The organism is Bacillus pretiosus (genome assembly GCF_051294775.1).
Classification (GTDB): Bacteria; Bacillota; Bacilli; order Bacillales; family Bacillaceae_G; genus Bacillus_A; species Bacillus_A wiedmannii.
This window is the reverse complement of the sequence record NZ_JBPPHF010000004.1, coordinates 435,773-456,283: the sequence shown is the minus strand read 5'-3', so window position 1 is coordinate 456,283 and position 20,511 is coordinate 435,773. Positions and strand designations below refer to the sequence as shown.

The 20,511-nt window shown below is 35.6% G+C and carries 15 protein-coding genes, 1 pseudogene and 1 other annotated feature; of the genes and pseudogenes, 4 read left to right on the top strand and 12 right to left on the bottom strand.

The genetic code is table 11. The features are described 5' to 3' along the window. Positions 1-89: 89 nt before the first annotated feature. The 3 genes from ACSG5Z_RS22365 to ACSG5Z_RS22355 all read right to left on the bottom strand — a co-directional run bounded on the left by ACSG5Z_RS22365 (position 90) and on the right by ACSG5Z_RS22355 (position 4,842). Entirely contained in the window at positions 90-1,271 is a 1,182-nt protein-coding gene (locus ACSG5Z_RS22365; protein WP_000673848.1) for a NupC/NupG family nucleoside CNT transporter, read from the bottom strand. A gap of 365 nt (positions 1,272-1,636) precedes the next feature. Next, positions 1,637-3,079, bottom strand: a complete 1,443-nt coding sequence (locus ACSG5Z_RS22360; RefSeq protein ID WP_431144354.1) for an alanine/glycine:cation symporter family protein — start codon at positions 3,077-3,079, stop codon at positions 1,637-1,639. Between the two features lie 332 nt (positions 3,080-3,411). Continuing rightward, entirely contained in the window at positions 3,412-4,842 is a 1,431-nt protein-coding gene (locus ACSG5Z_RS22355; RefSeq protein WP_088064767.1) for an alanine/glycine:cation symporter family protein, read from the bottom strand. 300 nt (positions 4,843-5,142) lie between these two features. Between ACSG5Z_RS22355 and ACSG5Z_RS22350 the strand changes: the two genes are divergently transcribed. Further along, the gene (locus ACSG5Z_RS22350; RefSeq protein WP_088064768.1) at positions 5,143-5,781 is read left to right on the top strand and encodes an NAD(P)-dependent oxidoreductase; all 639 of its coding nucleotides are present in this window, start codon (positions 5,143-5,145) and stop codon (positions 5,779-5,781) included. A 55-nt stretch (positions 5,782-5,836) separates the two neighbouring features. Here ACSG5Z_RS22350 and ACSG5Z_RS22345 read toward each other — a convergent pair. The 5 genes and pseudogenes from ACSG5Z_RS22345 to ACSG5Z_RS22325 all read right to left on the bottom strand — a co-directional run. Beyond that, a pseudogene (locus ACSG5Z_RS22345) lies at positions 5,837-7,807 on the bottom strand (M60 family metallopeptidase); the annotation flags it as partial. A 521-nt stretch (positions 7,808-8,328) separates the two neighbouring features. After that, positions 8,329-8,796, bottom strand: coding sequence for a GNAT family N-acetyltransferase (locus ACSG5Z_RS22340; protein WP_088064769.1), 468 nt, complete (start codon positions 8,794-8,796; stop codon positions 8,329-8,331). A gap of 530 nt (positions 8,797-9,326) precedes the next feature. Further along, a complete protein-coding gene (locus ACSG5Z_RS22335) occupies positions 9,327-10,256 on the bottom strand; it encodes a thioester domain-containing protein (protein ID WP_088064771.1) in 930 nt (309 codons plus the stop codon). Positions 10,257-10,380: 124 nt separating this feature from the next. After that, positions 10,381-11,220 carry a glyoxal/methylglyoxal reductase gene (gene pgoN / locus ACSG5Z_RS22330; RefSeq protein WP_060488090.1) on the bottom strand — a complete coding sequence of 280 codons (840 nt, stop codon included), beginning with the start codon at positions 11,218-11,220 and terminating at the stop codon, positions 10,381-10,383. A 24-nt stretch (positions 11,221-11,244) separates the two neighbouring features. Beyond that, positions 11,245-12,399, bottom strand: a complete 1,155-nt coding sequence (locus ACSG5Z_RS22325) for an MFS transporter (protein ID WP_176546149.1) — start codon at positions 12,397-12,399, stop codon at positions 11,245-11,247. Positions 12,400-12,793: 394 nt separating this feature from the next. On the opposite strand from ACSG5Z_RS22325, the gene ACSG5Z_RS22320 reads away from it, so the two are divergent. From ACSG5Z_RS22320 to ACSG5Z_RS22310, 3 genes are all read left to right on the top strand, one after another. Then, entirely contained in the window at positions 12,794-13,141 is a 348-nt protein-coding gene (locus ACSG5Z_RS22320) for a winged helix-turn-helix transcriptional regulator (RefSeq protein ID WP_000760478.1), read from the top strand. A 430-nt stretch (positions 13,142-13,571) separates the two neighbouring features. Then, positions 13,572-14,012: a DUF1641 domain-containing protein gene (locus tag ACSG5Z_RS22315; RefSeq protein WP_001115312.1), complete on the top strand. Its 441-nt coding sequence runs from the start codon at positions 13,572-13,574 to the stop codon at positions 14,010-14,012. 44 nt (positions 14,013-14,056) lie between these two features. Next, positions 14,057-15,235 (top strand): NAD(P)/FAD-dependent oxidoreductase, encoded by a 1,179-nt coding sequence (locus ACSG5Z_RS22310; protein ID WP_000043194.1) that lies wholly within the window; start codon positions 14,057-14,059, stop codon positions 15,233-15,235. A gap of 190 nt (positions 15,236-15,425) precedes the next feature. On the opposite strand, the gene tyrS is transcribed toward ACSG5Z_RS22310, so the two are convergent. The 4 genes from tyrS to ACSG5Z_RS22290 all read right to left on the bottom strand — a co-directional run bounded on the left by tyrS (position 15,426) and on the right by ACSG5Z_RS22290 (position 20,477). Then, on the bottom strand, positions 15,426-16,688 hold the full coding sequence (gene tyrS, locus ACSG5Z_RS22305) for a tyrosine--tRNA ligase (protein WP_435712150.1): 1,263 nt from the start codon (positions 16,686-16,688) through the stop codon (positions 15,426-15,428). A 52-nt stretch (positions 16,689-16,740) separates the two neighbouring features. After that, positions 16,741-16,956, bottom strand: a binding site (T-box leader). A gap of 108 nt (positions 16,957-17,064) precedes the next feature. Continuing rightward, a complete protein-coding gene (murB, locus tag ACSG5Z_RS22300; RefSeq protein WP_048542427.1) occupies positions 17,065-17,979 on the bottom strand; it encodes a UDP-N-acetylmuramate dehydrogenase in 915 nt (304 codons plus the stop codon). Positions 17,980-18,367: 388 nt separating this feature from the next. Next, complete coding sequence (locus ACSG5Z_RS22295; protein WP_000573650.1) at positions 18,368-18,763, bottom strand: SET domain-containing protein; 396 nt, start codon at positions 18,761-18,763, stop codon at positions 18,368-18,370. Positions 18,764-18,974: 211 nt separating this feature from the next. Continuing rightward, positions 18,975-20,477 carry a DUF4077 domain-containing protein gene (locus tag ACSG5Z_RS22290; protein WP_149212868.1) on the bottom strand — a complete coding sequence of 501 codons (1,503 nt, stop codon included), beginning with the start codon at positions 20,475-20,477 and terminating at the stop codon, positions 18,975-18,977. Positions 20,478-20,511: the final 34 nt, after the last annotated feature.

Below are 20,511 nucleotides of genomic sequence, written 5' to 3'. Positions count from 1 at the left end.
TATATGTTAATATATTCCTAACTAATTGGTTTTTTCATGCAAATTTACCATAAAAAATAGCCCTAGCTATAAGCTAGGGCCATCTTTGTTTATAACATAACACCAACGATAATCGCTGATAGAATACTTACTAATGTCGCACCGTACACAAGGCGTAGACCGAATGATGATACAACATTTGATTGGTTTTCATCGATACCTTTCGTTGCACCTGCGATAATTCCGATTGATGAGAAGTTCGCAAATGATACAAGGAATACAGAAAGAATACCAACTGTACGAGCTGATAAATCACCAGCTACTTTTCCAAGATCCAGCATCGCAACAAATTCGTTTGATACTAATTTTGTTGCCATAATTTGTCCCGCTGTTACCATCTCTGCTTGCGGGATACCCATTACAAATGCTAATGGTGAGAAAATGTATCCTAAAATAGCTTGGAATGTAATACCGAACATTGAATCAAACAAGCTATTAATTGCTGTAATTAATGCTACGAAACCAAGTAACATTGCCGCTACTGTGATTGCAATCGTGAAACCAAGCATAATATATTCACTTAGCATTTCAAAGAATGACTGTTTTTTCTTATTTTCTAATTTCAGTGTATCTTCTTCTTCTGTAATATCGTACGGGTTAATAATATGAATAATAATGAAACCACTAAATAAATTTAATACAAGTGCTGTTACTACATATTTCGGTTCGATCATTTTCATATAAGAACCTACGATTGACATTGATACTGTCGACATGGAAGATGCACATAATGTATATAAACGATGTTTTGGGATTTTACTTAATTGATCTTTTACTGTAATAAATACTTCCGCTTGCCCAACAATGGCAGCTGCTACTGCGTTATATGATTCTAGTTTTCCTAGACCATTTACTTTACTTAGCGCAGTACCAATAGCACGAATAAATATCGGTAAAATTTTAAAGTGTTGCAGAATTCCGATTAAAACGGCAAAGAATACGATTGGTAATAACGCTGTTAAGAAGAATGAAACCTCTCCTTTATTAACAAGACCGCCAAATACGAAAACGATTCCAGCTTCCGCATATCCAAGAAGCGCGCCAAATCCATCTGAAATTCCTTTTACTAAAATATAACCAACTTGCGTGTTTAATAAGAAATAACTTAACGCTAGCTGAATAACAAGCATAATTGCGATTGGTTTATACTTAATCTTCTTTCGATCGGCACTTATAAGAAAACCGAGTACAAATACAACGAGCAATCCTACAAGAAACATAACAAACTTCATTAATAAAATCCTCCATTTAACTCTTCATTAACGTTGAACGTCTGACCACTTGAAATAAGAAATAATCCGAACTTTCCATTTCTCCTCTAAAACCTTCAATCGGATAGGAAAGATCATAAAACCTCTTGTTTCAAAGGCATTTTCCATTCTAACATAAATCACAACTCATATCCGCACTTTTCTTAAAAAAATTACATTTTATTATAAAACGTTCATGAATGTTCGTCTTTTACATTATATAGCGAAACTTTAATCAGTATCATCCCCACTGATTATTAGCCCGTATCAATCGAGAGTTTTACTGTTCATAAATAGCAGGATAAAACAAAAAAATGAGCATCAAGTTTCACTTGATGCTCACCTCATTATACTGCTTTTTCTTTATCAGCTACTGCTGGCTTATCCCAGCACTCTGTATTGCTCAAACCTGGAATAGACTCCGCATAGAATACTGGATCTTTTCCTTGTTTCTTTTGCTTAACGTAATCTGATAATGCCGCGAAAGCGTACTTAGAAAGGAATACGATCGCAACTAAGTTAATAACAGCCATAATCCCCATAAATAAATCTGCTAAATCCCAAACGATTTGAATTGTTGCTACAGATCCTAACATAACCATACCAAGTACAGCAATGCGGTATACATTTAATAACACTTTACTTCCATTTAAGAATTCAATATTCGTTTCACCATAGTAGTAGTTACCCACTAATGAACTAAATGCAAACAAGAAGATTGCAACTGCTACAAATATAGAAGCCCACGGTCCGATATGTTGACTTAATGCTTGTTGCGTTAATTGAATTCCGTTTAAATCAGCCGCTCCAGGCACATCTGATAATAAAATGATAAATGCTGTACAACTACAAATTAATAATGTATCTGTAAATACCCCTAAAGTTTGAATGAAACCTTGTTTAACTGGGTGCGTTACGTTTGCAGTCGCAGCTGCGTTCGGCGCACTACCCATACCTGCTTCATTTGAGAATAATCCACGTTTTACCCCTAGTAAAATCGCAGCTCCTAATCCCCCACCTACTACTTCTTTAATTCCGAAAGCATGTAAGAAAATTTCTTTAAATACATACGGAATTGCCGTAATGTTTGTTACAACAACGAATAATGCTACTGCTACATATATAATTGCCATTACTGGAACAATCATTTCAACCGCACGTGCAATACGTTTTACTCCGCCGAAGATAATGATTGCAAGTAAACCAGCCATAAACAGACCTACAAACTTACCATCTGTGTTAAATGCTCCATCAAAAGCCGCCGCTACTGTGTTTGACTGCACGGCGTTGAAAATTAATCCGAAACTAACTGTTATTAGAACAGAGAAGACAACTCCTAGCCAGCGTTTCTTTAAACCCTTTTCCATATAATACGCTGGACCACCACGGAATGCATTCCCATCTTTTACTTTATAAATTTGCGCTAATGTGCTCTCTACAAATGCAGAAGCACCCCCAATTACCGCAATTAACCACATCCAAAATACCGCTCCTGGTCCACCTGCTGAGATTGCGATAGCTACACCAGCTAAGTTACCAGTACCTACACGAGAGGCTGTACTCATACAAAAAGCTTGGAACGATGATACACCGCTCTTCTCTTTTTGAGCTTTCCTCGTTTTCGAACTTGCCCCATCCCCAAGCAATCGAATCATTTCACCGAAGTAACGAACTTGGACAAATTTCACACGAAATGAAAAGTAAAGCCCTAACCCAATTAACATCGCAATAATGACATATGACCAAAGGACATTATTTACATCCCCAATTACCTTAGCTAAAAAATCCATAATTGCATTGCCCCCTCTTCCTAACAATAAGAAAATTATATTCTAAAAACTTTTAGTAATCAAGAACTTTATGTTAGGTTTTATAACATGTACACGTTAAATTTCTTAACATATATGTTTTTTTACGTAAAAATATAACCAGTATGTGCATTTATCCAATACTCAATCACTCATCCCATTCGACCGGTCATACTTTTAAGACAGTGCGTTCTCTACAAATAACGGGAATAATGAACAAACAAAATTATATTAATAATTCCCTCTCACCCTTTTCATCATTTACTACAACAAAAAAGGTGAGCATCGAATTTATCTCGATGCTCACCTTTTCATTACACTGCTTTTTCTTTATCTGTTACCACTGGCTTATCCCAACACTCCGTATTCGTTAAACCAGGAATAGAATCTGCACTGAAGACTGGATCTTTTCCTTGTTTCTTTTGCCTTACATAGTCTGCCAAAGCAGCATATGCAAATCGGCCAAGAAGTGTAATCGCGATTAAGTTTGTGATTACCATTAGTCCCATAAATAAATCCGCCATATTCCATACAACTTGAAGTGTGGCAACAGAACCGAATAATACCATTCCCACTACCGCAATACGGTAAATCGTTAACCAAGTTTTACTTTGTTTAATGAATTCAATGTTCGTTTCACCATAATAGTAGTTTCCTAGAAGTGAACTGAAAGCGAATAGGAAAATAATAATCGCTAAGAAGCTACTTGCCCATGGGCCAATTTGTGAACTTAATGCATTTTGTGTTAATTCAATACCTTCTAAATTTGTTGCCTTATATGCACCAGAACATAGTACGATAAATGCTGTTGATGTACATACTAAGAATGTATCCACTAACACTCCAATTGTTTGAATAAAACCTTGTTTCGCCGGATGCGTTACATCAGCTGTTGCTGCCGCGTTCGGCGCACTACCCATACCTGCCTCGTTCGCAAATAATCCGCGCTGAATACCATACTTCATTGCAGCACCGATACCGCCACCTACAGCTGAATCTAAACCAAATGCTCCTTTAAAAATTTCTGTAAACATATCCGGTATTAAATAATAATTTTTAATAACAACGAAAATTGCTACTGCAATATAAATAAGTGCCATTGGCGGAACGATCATTTCAGACATACGCGCGATACTTTTCACGCCACCAAAAATAATAACCGCAACTAATACTGCTAATACAATCCCAACAACGTAACGCTCAATACCAAAAGCGTTTTTAAATGCTAATGTAACTGTATTTGCTTGTACTGAGTTAAAAATTAAACCATAACTAATTGTAATAAGGATAGAGAACCAAATTCCCATCCAACGTTTATTTAAACCTTTTTCCATATAATAAGCAGGACCACCACGGAAGCCACTGCCATCTTTTATTTTATAAATTTGTGCAAGCGTACTTTCCACGAAACTTGAAGACGCTCCGACAATCGCAATAACCCACATCCAAAATACCGCTCCAGGTCCTCCCATAGAAATAGCTAACGCTACACCGGCTAAGTTCCCGATTCCAATACGAGCTGCTGAACTCATACAGAACGCTTGGAAAGAAGATACACTACCTTTTTTACGCGTCTTTCCAGTTAATCCATCACTCATTAATCGAACCATTTCCCCTAAATGAGTAATTTGTACGAATTTCAATTTAATAGAAAAATAAAGACCTAAACCAATTAACATTGCAATAAGAATATATGACCAAAGAATTGTATTCGTTGATGAAACAAATTGCTCTAAAATATTCATACAATTAACCCCTCCTTTTCTCCATAAAACGAATTATATTTAAAAAACATTTAAAAATCAACATTTTTCGACAATTTGCAATTTCCAAATATTAGCCAGACACGAAGTAACAATATCTTTATGACTCTCCTCCCTTTAACTGTACATACTAAAAAAAAAAGTAAATATACAAACTACCCCATTGACAAAAACACCAACCTGTAACTATAATGATTACATCAGGTTGTAACAAACCTTATTACAACAAATTCATTTACTTTCAGATATACACTTTAACAAAACACTTTGGAGGGATTTATTATGAAAATCGGAATCATCGGAGCAACTGGTAAAGCAGGAAGTCGTATTTTAAAAGAAGCATTAGATCGCGGACATGAAGTAACTGCAATCGTAAGAAACGCTGCAAAAATTACAGAAGAAAATATAAAAGTTTTAGAGAAAGATGTATTCGCTCTTACATCTAATGACCTACAAGCATTTGATATAGTTGTAAATGCATTCGGCGCTCCAGCAGGAGAAGAACATCTTCACGTAGATGCAGGAAACGTACTAATTGAAGCTATGAAAGGTGCACCTAACACAAAATTACTTGTAGTTGGCGGCGCTGGAAGCTTGTTTGTAGACGAAGAGAAAACAACGCGTGTATTTGATACGCCAGGTTTCCCAAATGAATACCTTGCAACAGCTCAAAACCAAGGTAAAAACTTAGAAATCTTGCAACAAACAAACGATATAACTTGGACATTCATCAGCCCTTCTGCACTATTTGCATTAGGAAAACGCACAGGCTCTTATACAGCTGGCAAAGACAACCTTCTTGTTAACGCAAAAGGTGATAGCTACGTAAGTTACGAAGACTTCGCAGTTGCAGCACTTGATGAAATCGAAAATCCAAAACACGTAAACGAACGCTTCACAGTAGTTTCTGAAGCTGAGTAATAAAAAAAGCTCGTAAAACATAATGTTTTACGAGCTTTTTTTATTATTGCACTTGTTCTAAGCCATTTGGAGTAATCTTGAAGGAAATTTCTTTAAACTTTTTCTTATCTCCTTTTCCAACTAACTCACTATTTTTGTACCAAATTAAACGACCTGACTCGGCATGATACACTTTCACTACATCTCCATATTCAAAATCCACTCCATTTAGTTCAGCAAATCTTTTTCCAGTTTCTTGCCCTTCTGCTGATACACGTTTCTTTTCAATTCCATTTCGATCATATACTGTCAAACCCATATATGCTTCTTTTTCAAAACGGTAATGTATTTTATTACTAGTAAAGTTTACATTTAATTCTTTTTCATTGTGACGAAGCGTCACTGTTGACATTACATCATTTGAAATTCCTTGAAAAATGATACTGTCACCATAAATACCATTAACTTGAACAGGAATTTAATTTTTATTTCCCTTCTCATCCTCAATTTCTACTAACACTTCCTGTTTTCCAGCGTCTAATTTAGACCATATAATCTTACCTGTTACTTTTACATTCTCACCTAAATTTTGAACAAGTTTACCCGCTTTTTCTTCATCAAAATTCGTACCAACTACAAGGTTTTGTACCTCATTAGCAGGTTCACCATACGGAACTTTATACGGTTCAACTTGCTTCTCGCGAATATCATTACTATCTGTAGCTTTCCATATTTCTTTTTCTAATTTAGGTAAATTTAATTTTTCTATTTTTTCTCTAGTCTCATCACTTGGAGTTAATCCCCATTCTTTAAAGAATGGAACTAAATTTTGTCCTGCCACTTTTGATGTCATATAAACAAACATTTGCTTTTTCTCTTCATCAGAAGTAGGCATTTCCTCTTCAGATAACAAGCGATACGCTTGATGCAATGTAGGATAAAAATCTTCCCCATAAACGATATTTAATTGCCAAAACATCGTAAGCGGATCAATTTCATCAATTACTCTTTCGGCAATAGGTCTTTCTAAATACTCAAATGATTTTTCATAATGTTCTTCCATGTCTAGTTTATTCCCTAATGCTTTTTGTACTGCTAAAGAATAAATGTTGACTGTTACTTCCCCAACAGCATCCCAGTCCCACGGCCTTTGTTGATGTAAATGTCCAACTTCATGCCATGGTCCCCAACCATCCTTTTCAAGTACTTCTAAATCCAATACTCTATTCATTACTTTTGGGATATATGCTGTACGATAATCTGTTGCAAACATATAATCATCTTCATCCGGATTCCGTTTTTCAACAAACTGAACGTAATGATTTGGAGATTTTGCGACTCCAATACCGTCCTCAGATAATCCTGCTACTGCATTTTCCAAACGAATAATCTTATCATGTAATTTCATTAACTTTATTGGATCTGTATCGTTCATATGATCTTGAACAGCATTATAACTCGCAGTAATTAAACTTCTCTCACCTTTTAATTCAACTGCATAAGGATCCTTATATTTCTTCAACATTTCATCAAAATCTTTTTTCGTATGCTTACCTAAAATAAACAAAGGAAAATGGCTACCACCATTCGTAACAGAAGCCGTTACCTCACCTTCGTCGTTCATATTGTAAAAATATAAAATACCACCATTTGGTGATGAAATAACATTTTTACCAGGTTTTAAATCAAACTTTTCAGGGTCCTTTTCATCATATGATCTCGTTCCCATAAAAGCTTGAATAGACTGCGTTCCTTTTATTTCAATTGTAATCTTTTCGTTTGGCGCTGCATAAATTCCAGTCGGTTCGTTAACCGAAAGGTGAACACTTACTTTTAAGCGTTTCGTTTCCTTTTCTATATCACCTTTTCCAGGTACATGAAACGTCCTTTGCTCAAACTTATTCTCTTTAACCTCTTCTAATTTTCCACCTTTATTTTCTTCCAAAGGTGCTGCATATCCTTTCGATGCTTCGAAAGCTACTGGCGATAATAATGTAGATATACATATCCCAGCCACTAATACCCTACTACTCTTTTTCTTCGACATAATCTGTGTCCCCTGTTCTTTTTGTAATGCAAACCATCATAGATATATTCATTTACTGCAAAATCAATTTATCTTTATACAACCATTTTAAATACACAACAAAACTTCGCGCCCCAATATCGCTTACCTTTATTCCCTATATGTATTCGCTTTCTTATATAGAAAAAAATTTTAAGTCTAAAATTCCTCCTCATCTTTCTCTATGTTTTATGATGAGTTCTCCTTTTTTTACATCACGGGATAATGATAAGAAATACATTTAATATGTATTGTTGTCTATACATGAAAAATGTGTATAAAAATATTGTTTTTTACAATTAATTCATAGGCATCCATCTATGGACAGTTTTTCCAAAGTGAATTGTACACGATATTTTTCTCCTTAGATAGACATTTCAATTAGATTAATATTAAAATTTTATGAATTAATCCAAAAATCGTAATGTTCAAATTTTAAATTCCAATGCTATTTTAAAATAAAAAACCGCCTGAAAGATACTAATCTTCCGGACAGGTTTTTATTAATCCAGCATACGTTTCATTATAAATCCTTTTCCATGTAACCATTCATCTTCAATTTCACCAGTTAAATGGAAGCCTATTGATTCATATAACTTTTGTGCAAGTTTATTTTCTGGATGTATGCTTAAATACATAACTTTGCAATTATATTCTGTGTTAAAATGGTCCATCAACAAACGTAATAATGGTTTTGCATACCCTTTTCCTTGGCATGCACTGTCGATGACAAATTGATTTAAATATACAGCCTTTTCTTCTTCCTCAAACCAGCCATACATTGCATATCCAATAGGTGTATCACCATCATATAGCCCTACTGAAATTGCATCTTCTTTATATTTTGTTTCAGTATCAACTAAACAATTTTCAACTGTACTTTCAATAAATTTATGCTGTTCCTCTGTTACTTTTAACTTAGCAATTTCATGCCGATTTTCTGTCGTTATTTCACAAATACGAAGTTTCATTTTTTATCTCTCTCTCTAATTTCTTGTTTTCATTATACCGTACTGATCAAAATATTCATGTTGGTGATGCAAGAAATCCGAAGCATGCAAACAAGAACATATATTTTTCTCCATAATTTTCTTTCACTTAAATTTAGTCCTTCAAACAATATCCCCACTCGATTTTCTAATATAATAATTTGATATATATACACATTGAGTCCGAACGGTAAAAGAAAACTAAGTCCTCCCCACCACCAAGACTTTTCATACTTATACAAAAGGGTCGCTATGTAGATTTGTGAAGTGAAAAGAAATAGAGCAATCGCTATAAGTACTAGCGGTAACATTAAAATATCTTTATCGATTATAATCCACTCCTTTTTCTATCTACGAATAACCACCAAACGATACATTGTAAAAGCGTCAACCATATAATGAAAAGTATCGAAGATCCATTCAGTGCATATGCAAACTGCTTTACTAAAGATAATGGCTCTGTAAATAAATGAACTGCAAAAAAGCATTGGCTGTGTGCCAATGCTTTTTCATTATCTCTTTTGATTCGGTTTATGTGGTTCATTTGGAGTATGTGGTTTATTATTATCATGACCATTTGTTGTTTTCCAACTTACCGATAACTCCGGACTTGTTTTTTCTTCACTACGCTCAAGTAATACAACTGCATTTTGAATAGTCGGTGTCCCTTTATGTGCAATCCCTTGTAACTTTGTTAAATTTCCTAATACTTTAAAGCTAAACCCACCAGCTGGTGTTTGTTTCGGAATTAAGATGCGGAACTTTTCTCCTACATTAAATTCCGTTTTTGCTTCGCCCTTTTCATTTACAAATTTCGCGCCTTCTGGTGCACCTGTTGCTTGCACTTTATATGTTCCGCTTTTCGCATTTGTTTCTACTGTATATAAACCTGTTTCAAAGAAATCATTTTTCAACACTGCTTGTTGTTCTTCTGACGGTATTACGCTCATCGTAATTTCTTGTAATTCTTCACTAGCACTTGCTTTTGCAACGATATCTTTCGTTACCTTTTCTACATTTTTATTACGGAAATCTAAATCATTAATATCAATTTGTTTTAACGCATTCCATACTGCAAGCTGCGTTGCATAATGTGCCTCTCTCCAATCAGAAACACCTAATTCTTGTGGACTCTTTTGCGGATACCCATTTAACAGTACACGGTATACATTAATATCCACTTTGCCCATTTCCGGTAAATCTTGACCGCTTGGAGATTTCAAATCTACATTTAAGCAAAAGGCAATTTTTCCATCTGCTGTTTTAATAAGCTCTGTTCGAATTGGTTTCTTCTTTGACCTACTATAACTCCAATCCATTTCATACTTTGTATGATCCATAACTTCCGCGAATGCTTTTTGAAGTGGAAATAATAAGTTCGCAAATACAAATAAAACACTCAAAAAAGCGGCCATTAGCTTGAACGATCTTTTTATATTCATGTTTACAACCCCTTATGAAATAACAAATTTTCTTCTGCTTATTATTTAGTTAGAAACTTTTTTTATGCATAAGCAAAACAAAAAAGAGTGCAAACTGTTTGCACCCCTTCTCTCCACTATAAGTTTAGAAATCAAAGTTATCAGGATCTGGACCAACGCGATGATTTTCATTTAACGCATCAATTTTCTCCATATCTTCTTTCGTTAATTCAAAATTAAATATATGAGCATTTGCAATAATGCGGTGTTCTTTCGTTGATTTCGGAATTGTTACAACTTCATTTTGAAGATCCCAACGTAAAATGATTTGAGCTGTCGTTTTATCATACTTATCAGCAATTTCTTGTAATGTTTCGTTATCTAATAATTGACCTTGCATAAGTGGTGACCATGCTTCCATTTGAATACCTTGCTCTTTACAGAACGCTTGTAATTCTTTTTGTGTTAAACGAGGGTGATATTCCACTTGGTTAATCATTGGTTTCATTTCTGCACCTGCTAATACGTCTTTCAGATGATGAATTTGGAAGTTACTTACGCCAATTGCACGCACACGTTCTTCTTTATACAGTGTTTCTAACGCTCTCCACGTATCTTTGTATTTCCCTTCTACAGGCCAATGGACAAGATATAAGTCTAAATAATCTAGCTCTAATTTTTTTAAGCTCTCTTCATATGCAGCAAGTGTCGTTTCATATCCTTGATCCGAATTCCACACTTTTGAAGTAATAAATAAATCTTCTCGAGTAATCCCGGCTTCTTTTATACCAGCGCGAATTCCTTCTCCAACTGCTTTTTCATTTCCATAAATCGCAGCTGTATCAATACTGCGGTATCCTGCTTTAATCGCCGATTTTACTGCTTCTACAAGTTCTGGTCCATCTTCTACTTTAAATACACCTAAACCGAACCAAGGCATTTCTACACCGTTATGCAATGTTGTTGTACTTTGTAAATTTTTCATTATATTTTCTCTCCCTTATTTCACTTAATCCCTTTTTTCTAATGTCATACTCCACGCTGTTAAAATAACAGCCCCTGCTACCATGATGCCGCCTACCCAGGCCGTATGAATTAACCCTAACGAGTTCGTTACAATACCGCCCAAGTAAGCACCAAGAGCAATTCCTGCGTTAAATGCTGCAATGTTAATCGCTGATGCCACATCAACAGCACTTGGAACAAATCTCTCAGCCAAGATAACGACATACACTTGTAGCCCAGGAACATTCATAAACGCAAATAGTCCCATAAAAATAATTGTGATGAGTCCAGCGACTTTAAATGGCGCTGTAAATGTTAAAACAAATAATACAATTGCTTGAATAAAGAACATGTAAAATAATGCTCGAATCGGATTATGATTTGATAATTTCCCGCCAACCATATTCCCAATCGCAATTGCAATTCCGTACACTAACAAAATAATTGTAACGGTACTTGATTTAAATCCTGTTACTTCTTGTAATAGCGGAGATAAATACGTAAACGTTACGAATGTTCCCCCGTATCCTAATGCAGTAATAATAAATACAAGTAATAGCCTTCCATTCGTAATCAGTTTGAATTGATCGCGAAATGATACAGACGTACCTTTTTTTAAGTTAGAAGGAATTAGCATACTATTGGCGATTAAGGCAACGATTCCAATTGCCACAATTACCATAAACGATGTTCTCCAGCCAAATTGTTGACCGATAAATGTTCCAATCGGTACGCCTGTAATGGTCGCAACAGTTAAACCAGTAAACATAAATGCAATTGCACTCGCACGTTTATTCTCTGGTACAAGCGCAGCCGCAATTGTGGATCCTATCGACATAAAAACGCCGTGTGCAAACGCAGATACAACCCTTGCGATAAGCAACACAGTAAAACTTGTTGCCACTGCCGCAATTCCATTACCAATAATGAAAATAATCATAATCCACATTAATAACGCCTTTCGCGACATACTAGCTGTTAATGACGTTAATACTGGGGCACCAAACGCTACTCCTAATGCATATAAAGAAACGGTTAAACCCGCTGTTGTAACAGAAACATGTAAATCCTCTGAAATAGATGGTAATAAACCGACACTAATAAATTCGGTTGTACCAATTCCAAACGCACTAATTGCTAGTGCTAATAAAGCAAACATGCTTCTCCGATTCGTCTGTACTACCGAAGAAGATACTGTATATGAATTCAATTGAACTCCTCCTTAATACGAGAAATCCAATCATAATAGTATGAAAAAAGGCCTTTTTTCTTCTACAAAAATAATGTTACTGCTGATATATGCTATTATGAATGGCTTCACTCTTTTTTTGAAGAACGCACTTTAAAGTACGATAGGTACCAAAAAGTAACATAGGCACTTTTTAGTACCGTACTACTCATTTCCCTCTTACGTATGCTATTATGGAACATATTCAACATGATAAAAAGTACGTACTTTAAAGTGCTATAGGTACTTTTTAGTAACATTTAAATTATTTGGCTTCTTTTGTTGGAGAATTGAAATCTATATTCATCAAAGGAGATTTTTTTATATGAAGAAATATAATATTCCCGTTGAAGCGACTTTAGAGGTTATCGGCGGAAAATGGAAAGTCGTTATTCTTTGCCACTTAACGAAAGGTACAAAGAGAACGAGTGAATTAAAACGTCTCATGCCTGGTATTACACAAAAGATGTTAACACAGCAATTACGCGAATTAGAAGAAGACGGAGTTATTCAAAGAAAGGTATACAATCAAGTACCACCGAAAGTAGAATATTCTCTTACAGACTACGGTTGGTCTTTAGAATCCATTCTTGATTCCCTTTGTACTTGGGGCGAATGCCACCTTGAAAAAAGCGGTAACACATCGATGCTAATTACAGAAGGTGAACAATAAAAAAAGGAAAAAATGAACATAAATTTGTCCATTTTTTCCTTTTTTTATTTATATATACGTACCTTTCTAACCTTAACAAAATAATTTATGCGCTTTCACGCCTTGTCAGTACTACATTATACGCTTAATATCAAATAATTAGGAATCATTTTTATGTTAACATAGGTGTATATAGTATATAATATAGGATATATATTATATACACTTTCCGATAAAGGAACTTTCCATTATGCGGACAAGCCATGTATCGGACAGTTCATAAATAATAGGTAGGACATTATGGTTTTGGATTTATGATTTCAGCTTACTTGCTGGCATAAATTTAAAGGCATTTTATTGTGCTTTGTGAAACTTTGTATAAAGTTTCGCAAACGTTTACTATCTTACCTATCAAAAATAAGAGTATTGCTATCGTAAAGGAGAATTGGAGATGCCAGAAACTATGACTCAAACAAAGCCAGAACAAGAAACTGTACAAATTTCTGCTAGCCAAGGACAACTTGATGTACTTGATCAGTTGTTAAAACCTGAGGTACAAGAATCATTAACTACACTAGTAGAACAGCTTCCAAAATTAACTGAGCTTGTTAATATTTTAACTAAGTCTTATGACTTCGCTCAAACTGTTGCTACTGATGAAGTATTAAAAAGCGACACTGTTAGTGCAATCACAGAGCTTGTAGAACCTGTAAAAGATACAGTGAAAGGCATGGCTGCGACTGCTATCGAAGCGAAAGATCGTGCTGACGAAAGCAACGAAGTTATCGGCCTGTTCGGTCTATTAAAGTTACTAAAAGACCCACAAGCACAAAAAATGTTCCGCTTTGTGAACGCATATCTTCAAATTAGTGCAGAACGTAACAATAAATAAGTTAACTTATAACAACAATTAGTAAAGACGGGGGATATCATACTATGTCAAAACAAATTGTCATCTTAGGCGCTGGTTATGGCGGTCTTCTTGCCGCTTTAAACGTACGTAAATATTACAGCAAATCAGAAGCACAAGTTACAGTGATTAACCAATACCCAACACACCAAATCATCACTGAACTACACCGCCTTGCAGCTGGTAACGTTGCTGAGCAAGCAATTGCAATGCCACTTACAAAGCTTTTCAAAGGTAAAGACATCGATCTTAAAATCGCAACAGTTGAGTCATTCTCAGTTGATAGCAAAGAAATTAAACTAGCTGGTGGCACTACTTTATCTTACGACGCACTTGTAGTTGCTTTAGGAAGTAAAACTGCTTACTTCGGTATTCCAGGACTAGAAGAAAACAGCATGGTATTAAAATCTGCTGCTGATGCAAACAAAATCTACAAACACGTTGAAGACCGTATTCGTGAATACGCGAAAACGAAAAACGAAGCTGATGCTACAATCGTAATCGGTGGTGGCGGATTAACTGGCGTTGAGCTAGTTGGTGAGCTTGCTGACATTATGCCTAAACTTGCAAAAAGCCACGGCGTAAATCCAAAAGAAGTTAAACTTCTTCTTGTTGAAGCAGGTCCAAAAATCCTTCCAGTATTACCAGACCACTTAATCGAACGTGCAACTACTAGCCTAGAAGCACGCGGTGTTACATTCTTAACAGGTCTTCCTGTAACAAACGTTGCTGGCAATGAAATCGACTTAAAAGACGGTCAAAAACTTGTTGCTAACACATTCGTTTGGACAGGCGGCGTACAAGGTAACCCATTAATCGGTGAATCAGGTCTTGAAGTAAACCGTGGCCGTGCAACAGTTGATGCATACCTACAATCTACTTCTCACAAAGACGTATTCGTTGCTGGAGACAGCGCTGTTGTCTTCGCTCCAGACGGACGTCCATACCCACCAACTGCACAAATCGCTTGGCAAATGGGTGAGTTAATTGGATACAACTTATACGCAGCACTAGAAGGCAAAGCATTCGAAGAGTTCGCACCTGTAAACTCTGGAACACTTGCTAGTCTAGGACGTAAAGATGCTGTTGCTACAATTGGAGCAAGCAATACTCCACTTAAAGGCTTACCAGCATCATTAATGAAAGAAGCAAGTAACGTTCGTTACTTATCACACATTAAAGGTCTATTCAGCTTAGCTTACTAATCTGAATATAAGCCCGAATCATGCCCTGCATGGTTCGGGCTATTTTTGTCCGTAATTTTCTCTAACTTATTTATTCGGCAGAAGAATATTATAACCCTTTTAATTATCTAAATTTACTGATTATTTTATGTCTAAATTGTGTATATGAAAAGATGGAAGTATTCTTCCTACTCCCATCCTTTCACACAAATTATTCTCCTAACTTCACTAAGCTGTAGTTCTTCTTCCCTTTACGAATAATAATAAATCGTCCATCAAATGAATTTTCTACAGTAACATCTGTACCCACATCCGTTACTTTTTCGCCATTCATCGAAATAGCTCCATTATTAATATCTTCACGTGCTTGTCGTCTAGATGGCTCAATTCCTAAATCGACTAGCCATTCTACGATATTTTTCGTCTCCTTTGAAGACTGGAATGTTGGCATCTCTTTAAAGCCCTGCTCAATTTCATCAGCTGTTAATGATTTAATATCTCCGCTAAATAACGCTGCTGTAATTTTCATAGCTTGCAGGAAGGCCTCTTCTCCATGAACGAATTTCGTCATTTCTTCCGCTAATACTTTTTGCGCTTCACGTCTATGAGGCTCTGTTTCTACCTTCGTTGCCAATTCATCAATGCGCTCTTTCGTTAAGAACGTAAAGTATTTCAAGTATTTCACTACATCACGGTCATCTGTATTCACCCAAAACTGGTAAAATTCAAATGGTGTTGTTTTTTCAGGATCAAGCCAAACTGCACCACCTGCTGATTTACCGAACTTCGTACCATCTGATTTCAGTAATAACGGAATCGTTAATCCGAATACTTTCGCTTCGTGCCCTTCTAACTTACGAATTAAATCTAAACCACTCGTAATATTTCCCCATTGGTCACTACCACCAATTTGCAGTTGAACATCTTCTTTCGTGTATAAATGATGGAAGTCCATCGCTTGCAAAATTTGGTACGTAAATTCTGTAAAAGAAATTCCTGTATCTAAACGACTTGCTACAATATCCTTCGCTAACATGCTATTAATGCTAAAGTTCTTCCCGTAATCACGTAAAAACTCAATAATGTTTATTTCATGTGTCCAGTCGTAGTTATTTACCATCTTCACTTCGCTATTTCCGCCAAAATCAAATAGCTTTTTCATTTGCGCTGTTAACGCATCCACATTATGCTGAACTACTTCTAACGTTTGAAGTTGACGTTCTGATTGACGTCCGCTCGGATCACCAATCGTTCCTGTTGCCCCACCAATTAAAATAACTGGATGATGGCCAGCTAACTGAAATCTCTTCATCATCATAAACGGAATTAAATGTCCAATATGCATACTATCACCAGTCGGATCAACTCCGCAGTATAGTGAAATCTGTTTCTCTTCTACTAGCTTACGTAACCCTTCTTCGTCCGTCTGTTGATTAATGGCGCCGCGCCATTCTAATTCATCAATAATATTCATCTTTTGTCATCTCCTCTATTTTTTTGAAAACAAAAAGTCCCTATGTCTATGACATAGGGACGATTATTCACCGTGTTACCACCCAGTTTGTATAAATAGCATAGCTACTCATACCACTCTTAGCAATAATATCGATTGCCAATCCGCTTAGCATTACCTAAGATACTCCAGAGTGTAATTCGCAAGTTTGTTTGTGCTAGGTTCCAGCAACCCCTAGCTCTCTCATTAACAGTGACAAACTGCTACTGGGCTCTTTCAACGTATGTTATTTGTTAAATTATTAGCCATTATATTGAATTGAAAACAAATTGTCAACAATACCCAAATGTTATTTTAAAATAATTCATACTTTTATACGCTTTTAATTCAAAGATTATTATAGATCTTCTCCAATAATCCTTACTTCTCGCTCTAACTTCACGCCAAATTTCTCTTCAACAGTCTTTTGTACAAAGTGAATTAAATCGATGTAATCTTGTGCTGTTCCGTTATCAACATTCACCATAAATCCAGCGTGTTTTAAAGAAACTTCCACTCCGCCAATTCGCTTACCTTGTAGTCCTGATTCTTGAATCAATTTACCAGCAAAGTTATTTGGTGGACGCTTAAATACACTACCACATGAAGGATATTCTAGAGGTTGTTTTGATTCACGTTTAAACGTTAAATCATCCATTTTTTCTTTAATTTCTTCACGCACACCTTCTTGAAGCTCAAATCTTGCTTCAAGAATAATGTAATGGTTGTTTGCAAATACACTCTTACGATATCCAAATTCAAATGCTTCTTTCGTTAAAGTACGTAACTCTCCATCACCTGTCATTACGACAGCTTCTGTTAATACAAACGATACTTCACCGCCGTATGCGCCAGCATTCATATATAAAGCTCCACCAACTGAACCTGGAATACCACAAGCAAACTCAAGACCCGTTAAATTATGATCTAATGCAATACGTGATACATCAATAATTGCTGCACCACACTGTGCCACAATCGTCGTTCCTGTTACAGTCACATCTGTAATGTGAATTAAACTTACGGTAATCCCACGAATTCCACCATCTTTAATAATGACATTCGATCCATTTCCTAAAAACGTAACTGGAATATTATATTCGTTAGCATATTTGATAACTTCTTGAATTTCATCATAATTTGTCGGCGCAACGAACACATCTGCTTTTCCACCAACTTTAATATGCGTATGATTCTTTAACATTTCATCTTGTTTCACATGACCTTCAGGCAATACCGTACTTAAATATTTATAAACCTCTTGCATATTCATTTTACGATTCCTCTATTTCTATATTCTTTTTATCCCGTTATACGGGCCCATAATATCCCCACATACATGAACGAACCTAAAGTGGTGGATACAGTGTACCCAAAATCAATTCGAGACACCTATAAACCTCTTAATTTATAAGAGGTGCCACTCATATTAAAATATATATTGCATAATAAAGCAACCCAAATGGGCTACTAAACTTGACATGTCATCAGAAAGACAACAATTTGTAAAATATATTACTTTTTCAAAACACTATCCTTCAGTATCTTACTATACCATACGAAAATAAAGTGGTATTTTTTTGTAATCTTTACTTTATTTTCATCAATAAAAAAGATGCTTTTACCTATGTAAAAGCATCTTTTTTATTACTTATTATAATTTACTTTTCGTTCTCTTCTTTTTCCTTATCAAACCATAATAGCTCATCGTCATCAACTTCACCATTATAATTGATTAGAATCTCTTCTCCCGCTTTTATATCTTTGTAAGCAAAGAAGTTAAACGTGTGATTCTCAAAGACAATATCATACGTTGCATTCGGATTATATGCATGATTAAATAACATGCCGTATCCTAAAAGGAATGCTGTATGATTTACCCCATACTCAAATGCGTAGTCAGCAAGTAACGTTTTCTCAATGTGTTCATGCTGTTCATTCGGATAAGAGATAACTGGTGCTGAGTGAATCAACTCACCCTTTTTAATATCACGAGTTGCAAATACCCCTCTATTAAATTCTCCATCACTAAGTTCAGAAGTCTTAACTTCGATCATATGCGTCACCTATATAATTCTTTCTTTGAAGTATTTTATTCCGCTATTTGCGGGGTTCAACTAATAATCAGTAGCGTATAGCCCCACTAATTAAAGTCTCAGTTTATCTCCTTAAGCTTGGCAGAAAACGCGCAGAAAAGCAATTAAATTACTATCAAGTATTCATTTAAATGAAAAAAGAGCACACATGGTGTGCCCTTTTTAAGAGATATTACTTTTCTAAAATATTTTCTAGCAACTTCACTTGCTCGCTAACAGTATGCAACGTCTTCACCGATATATCATTTCGATGTTTTTCTTCTTCCACACTTGCTAACACTTCTTCCGTAGCCGCAGAAGTTTGCTGAATTACATTAGAAGCATGTGTAACATCCTTTACGATATTTGTCGTTTTAACCTGCAAGTTTTCTTGATGACCAACAATCTCTCTCATTACATCATTAATTGCATCAATAAACTTCCCTAAATCCGTTACATTTGTTAAAACACTTGCTAGCATTTCATTACATTCTTCTTGTACTTTTTCTGATTTTTCTACCTGTACTTCCACTTTACTTGCCTGATTACTAAACTCCTTCAAAATACCTTGAATTCTCCCCGCAGAGCGATTCGATTCTTCGGCAAGCTTTAATACTTCATTCGCTACAATAGCAAATCCTTTTCCATGCTCGCCTGCTCTTGCCGCTTCAATATTTGCATTTAAAGCTAGCAAACTCGTCTGACTTGAGATATTCGTTATTACATCTACAATTTCGTTGATTTGCTTCGACTGCATCATTAAATCTCTAAATATAATTCCTGATTGTGAAACAACATCATTTAAACTTCTCATATTCGCTTCAAAATTTCGTAAAGTATGTACACTACCCTTTGAAATCTCTAAACTTTCATCAACACGAGTCGATGCATTTCTTACTTGCGAAATGATTTGTTCAATATTCCCTTCCATATCGTTCAATACTTCTACTGAACGTGACATCATCTCTGATTGTGATTGAGTACCAACTGCCACCTCTTCAAAAGCAAAATTAATTTCACTCATCGACTCCATCGATGTATTCATATTTTCTCTTAAGTGATTGAAATTATTATCTAGTTTCCCAACCGTTTCCTCAATCAGTCTTTGCGTTTCTTCTAGCTCCTGAGCTTTCCTCATTACTTCTTGCTTCTCATCACTTAAACGAGCTAACAAATTAGAGCCAATCTTCGTTACGCCCCACATTGCAATCGTTACGATCGCTAACAAGCTTGCGAAGTTTGCAGCTTCAGATGCCGCTGTATAAGCAAAAAATTGCTCCGGCCAATAACTACAAAGAATAAATGTGATAATAACCGCCACTCCGCCGAGAATGATAACGAGACGTTCACTTAAATAAATAAGTGAAACTGCTAATGTAAAGTAGACCATTTGAAATACAGCCGGACTTTCATTAAAAGCTTGTACCATAATGAAAGACATAATAAGCAACATAAATGTCATGATATACTTATACATCGCTTCCATGCTTTCTATAAAAGTAAACAGCGTTCCAAATACAACAACTGAAATACCACAAACCCAAAACGCTATTGCTCTCTCTGTAAAAATATATCCGTAATACCCAATCGCGATTATTCCAAGAAAGAAACTACAAATCGTAATGAACAGCAATAAATGATTTTTCTGTGATTCTTTCTCCAGGTTAGAAAAACAAGTTCTCTTTAACCACTCCATATATGAAGCCCCACCTTCTACTTATACATATAGA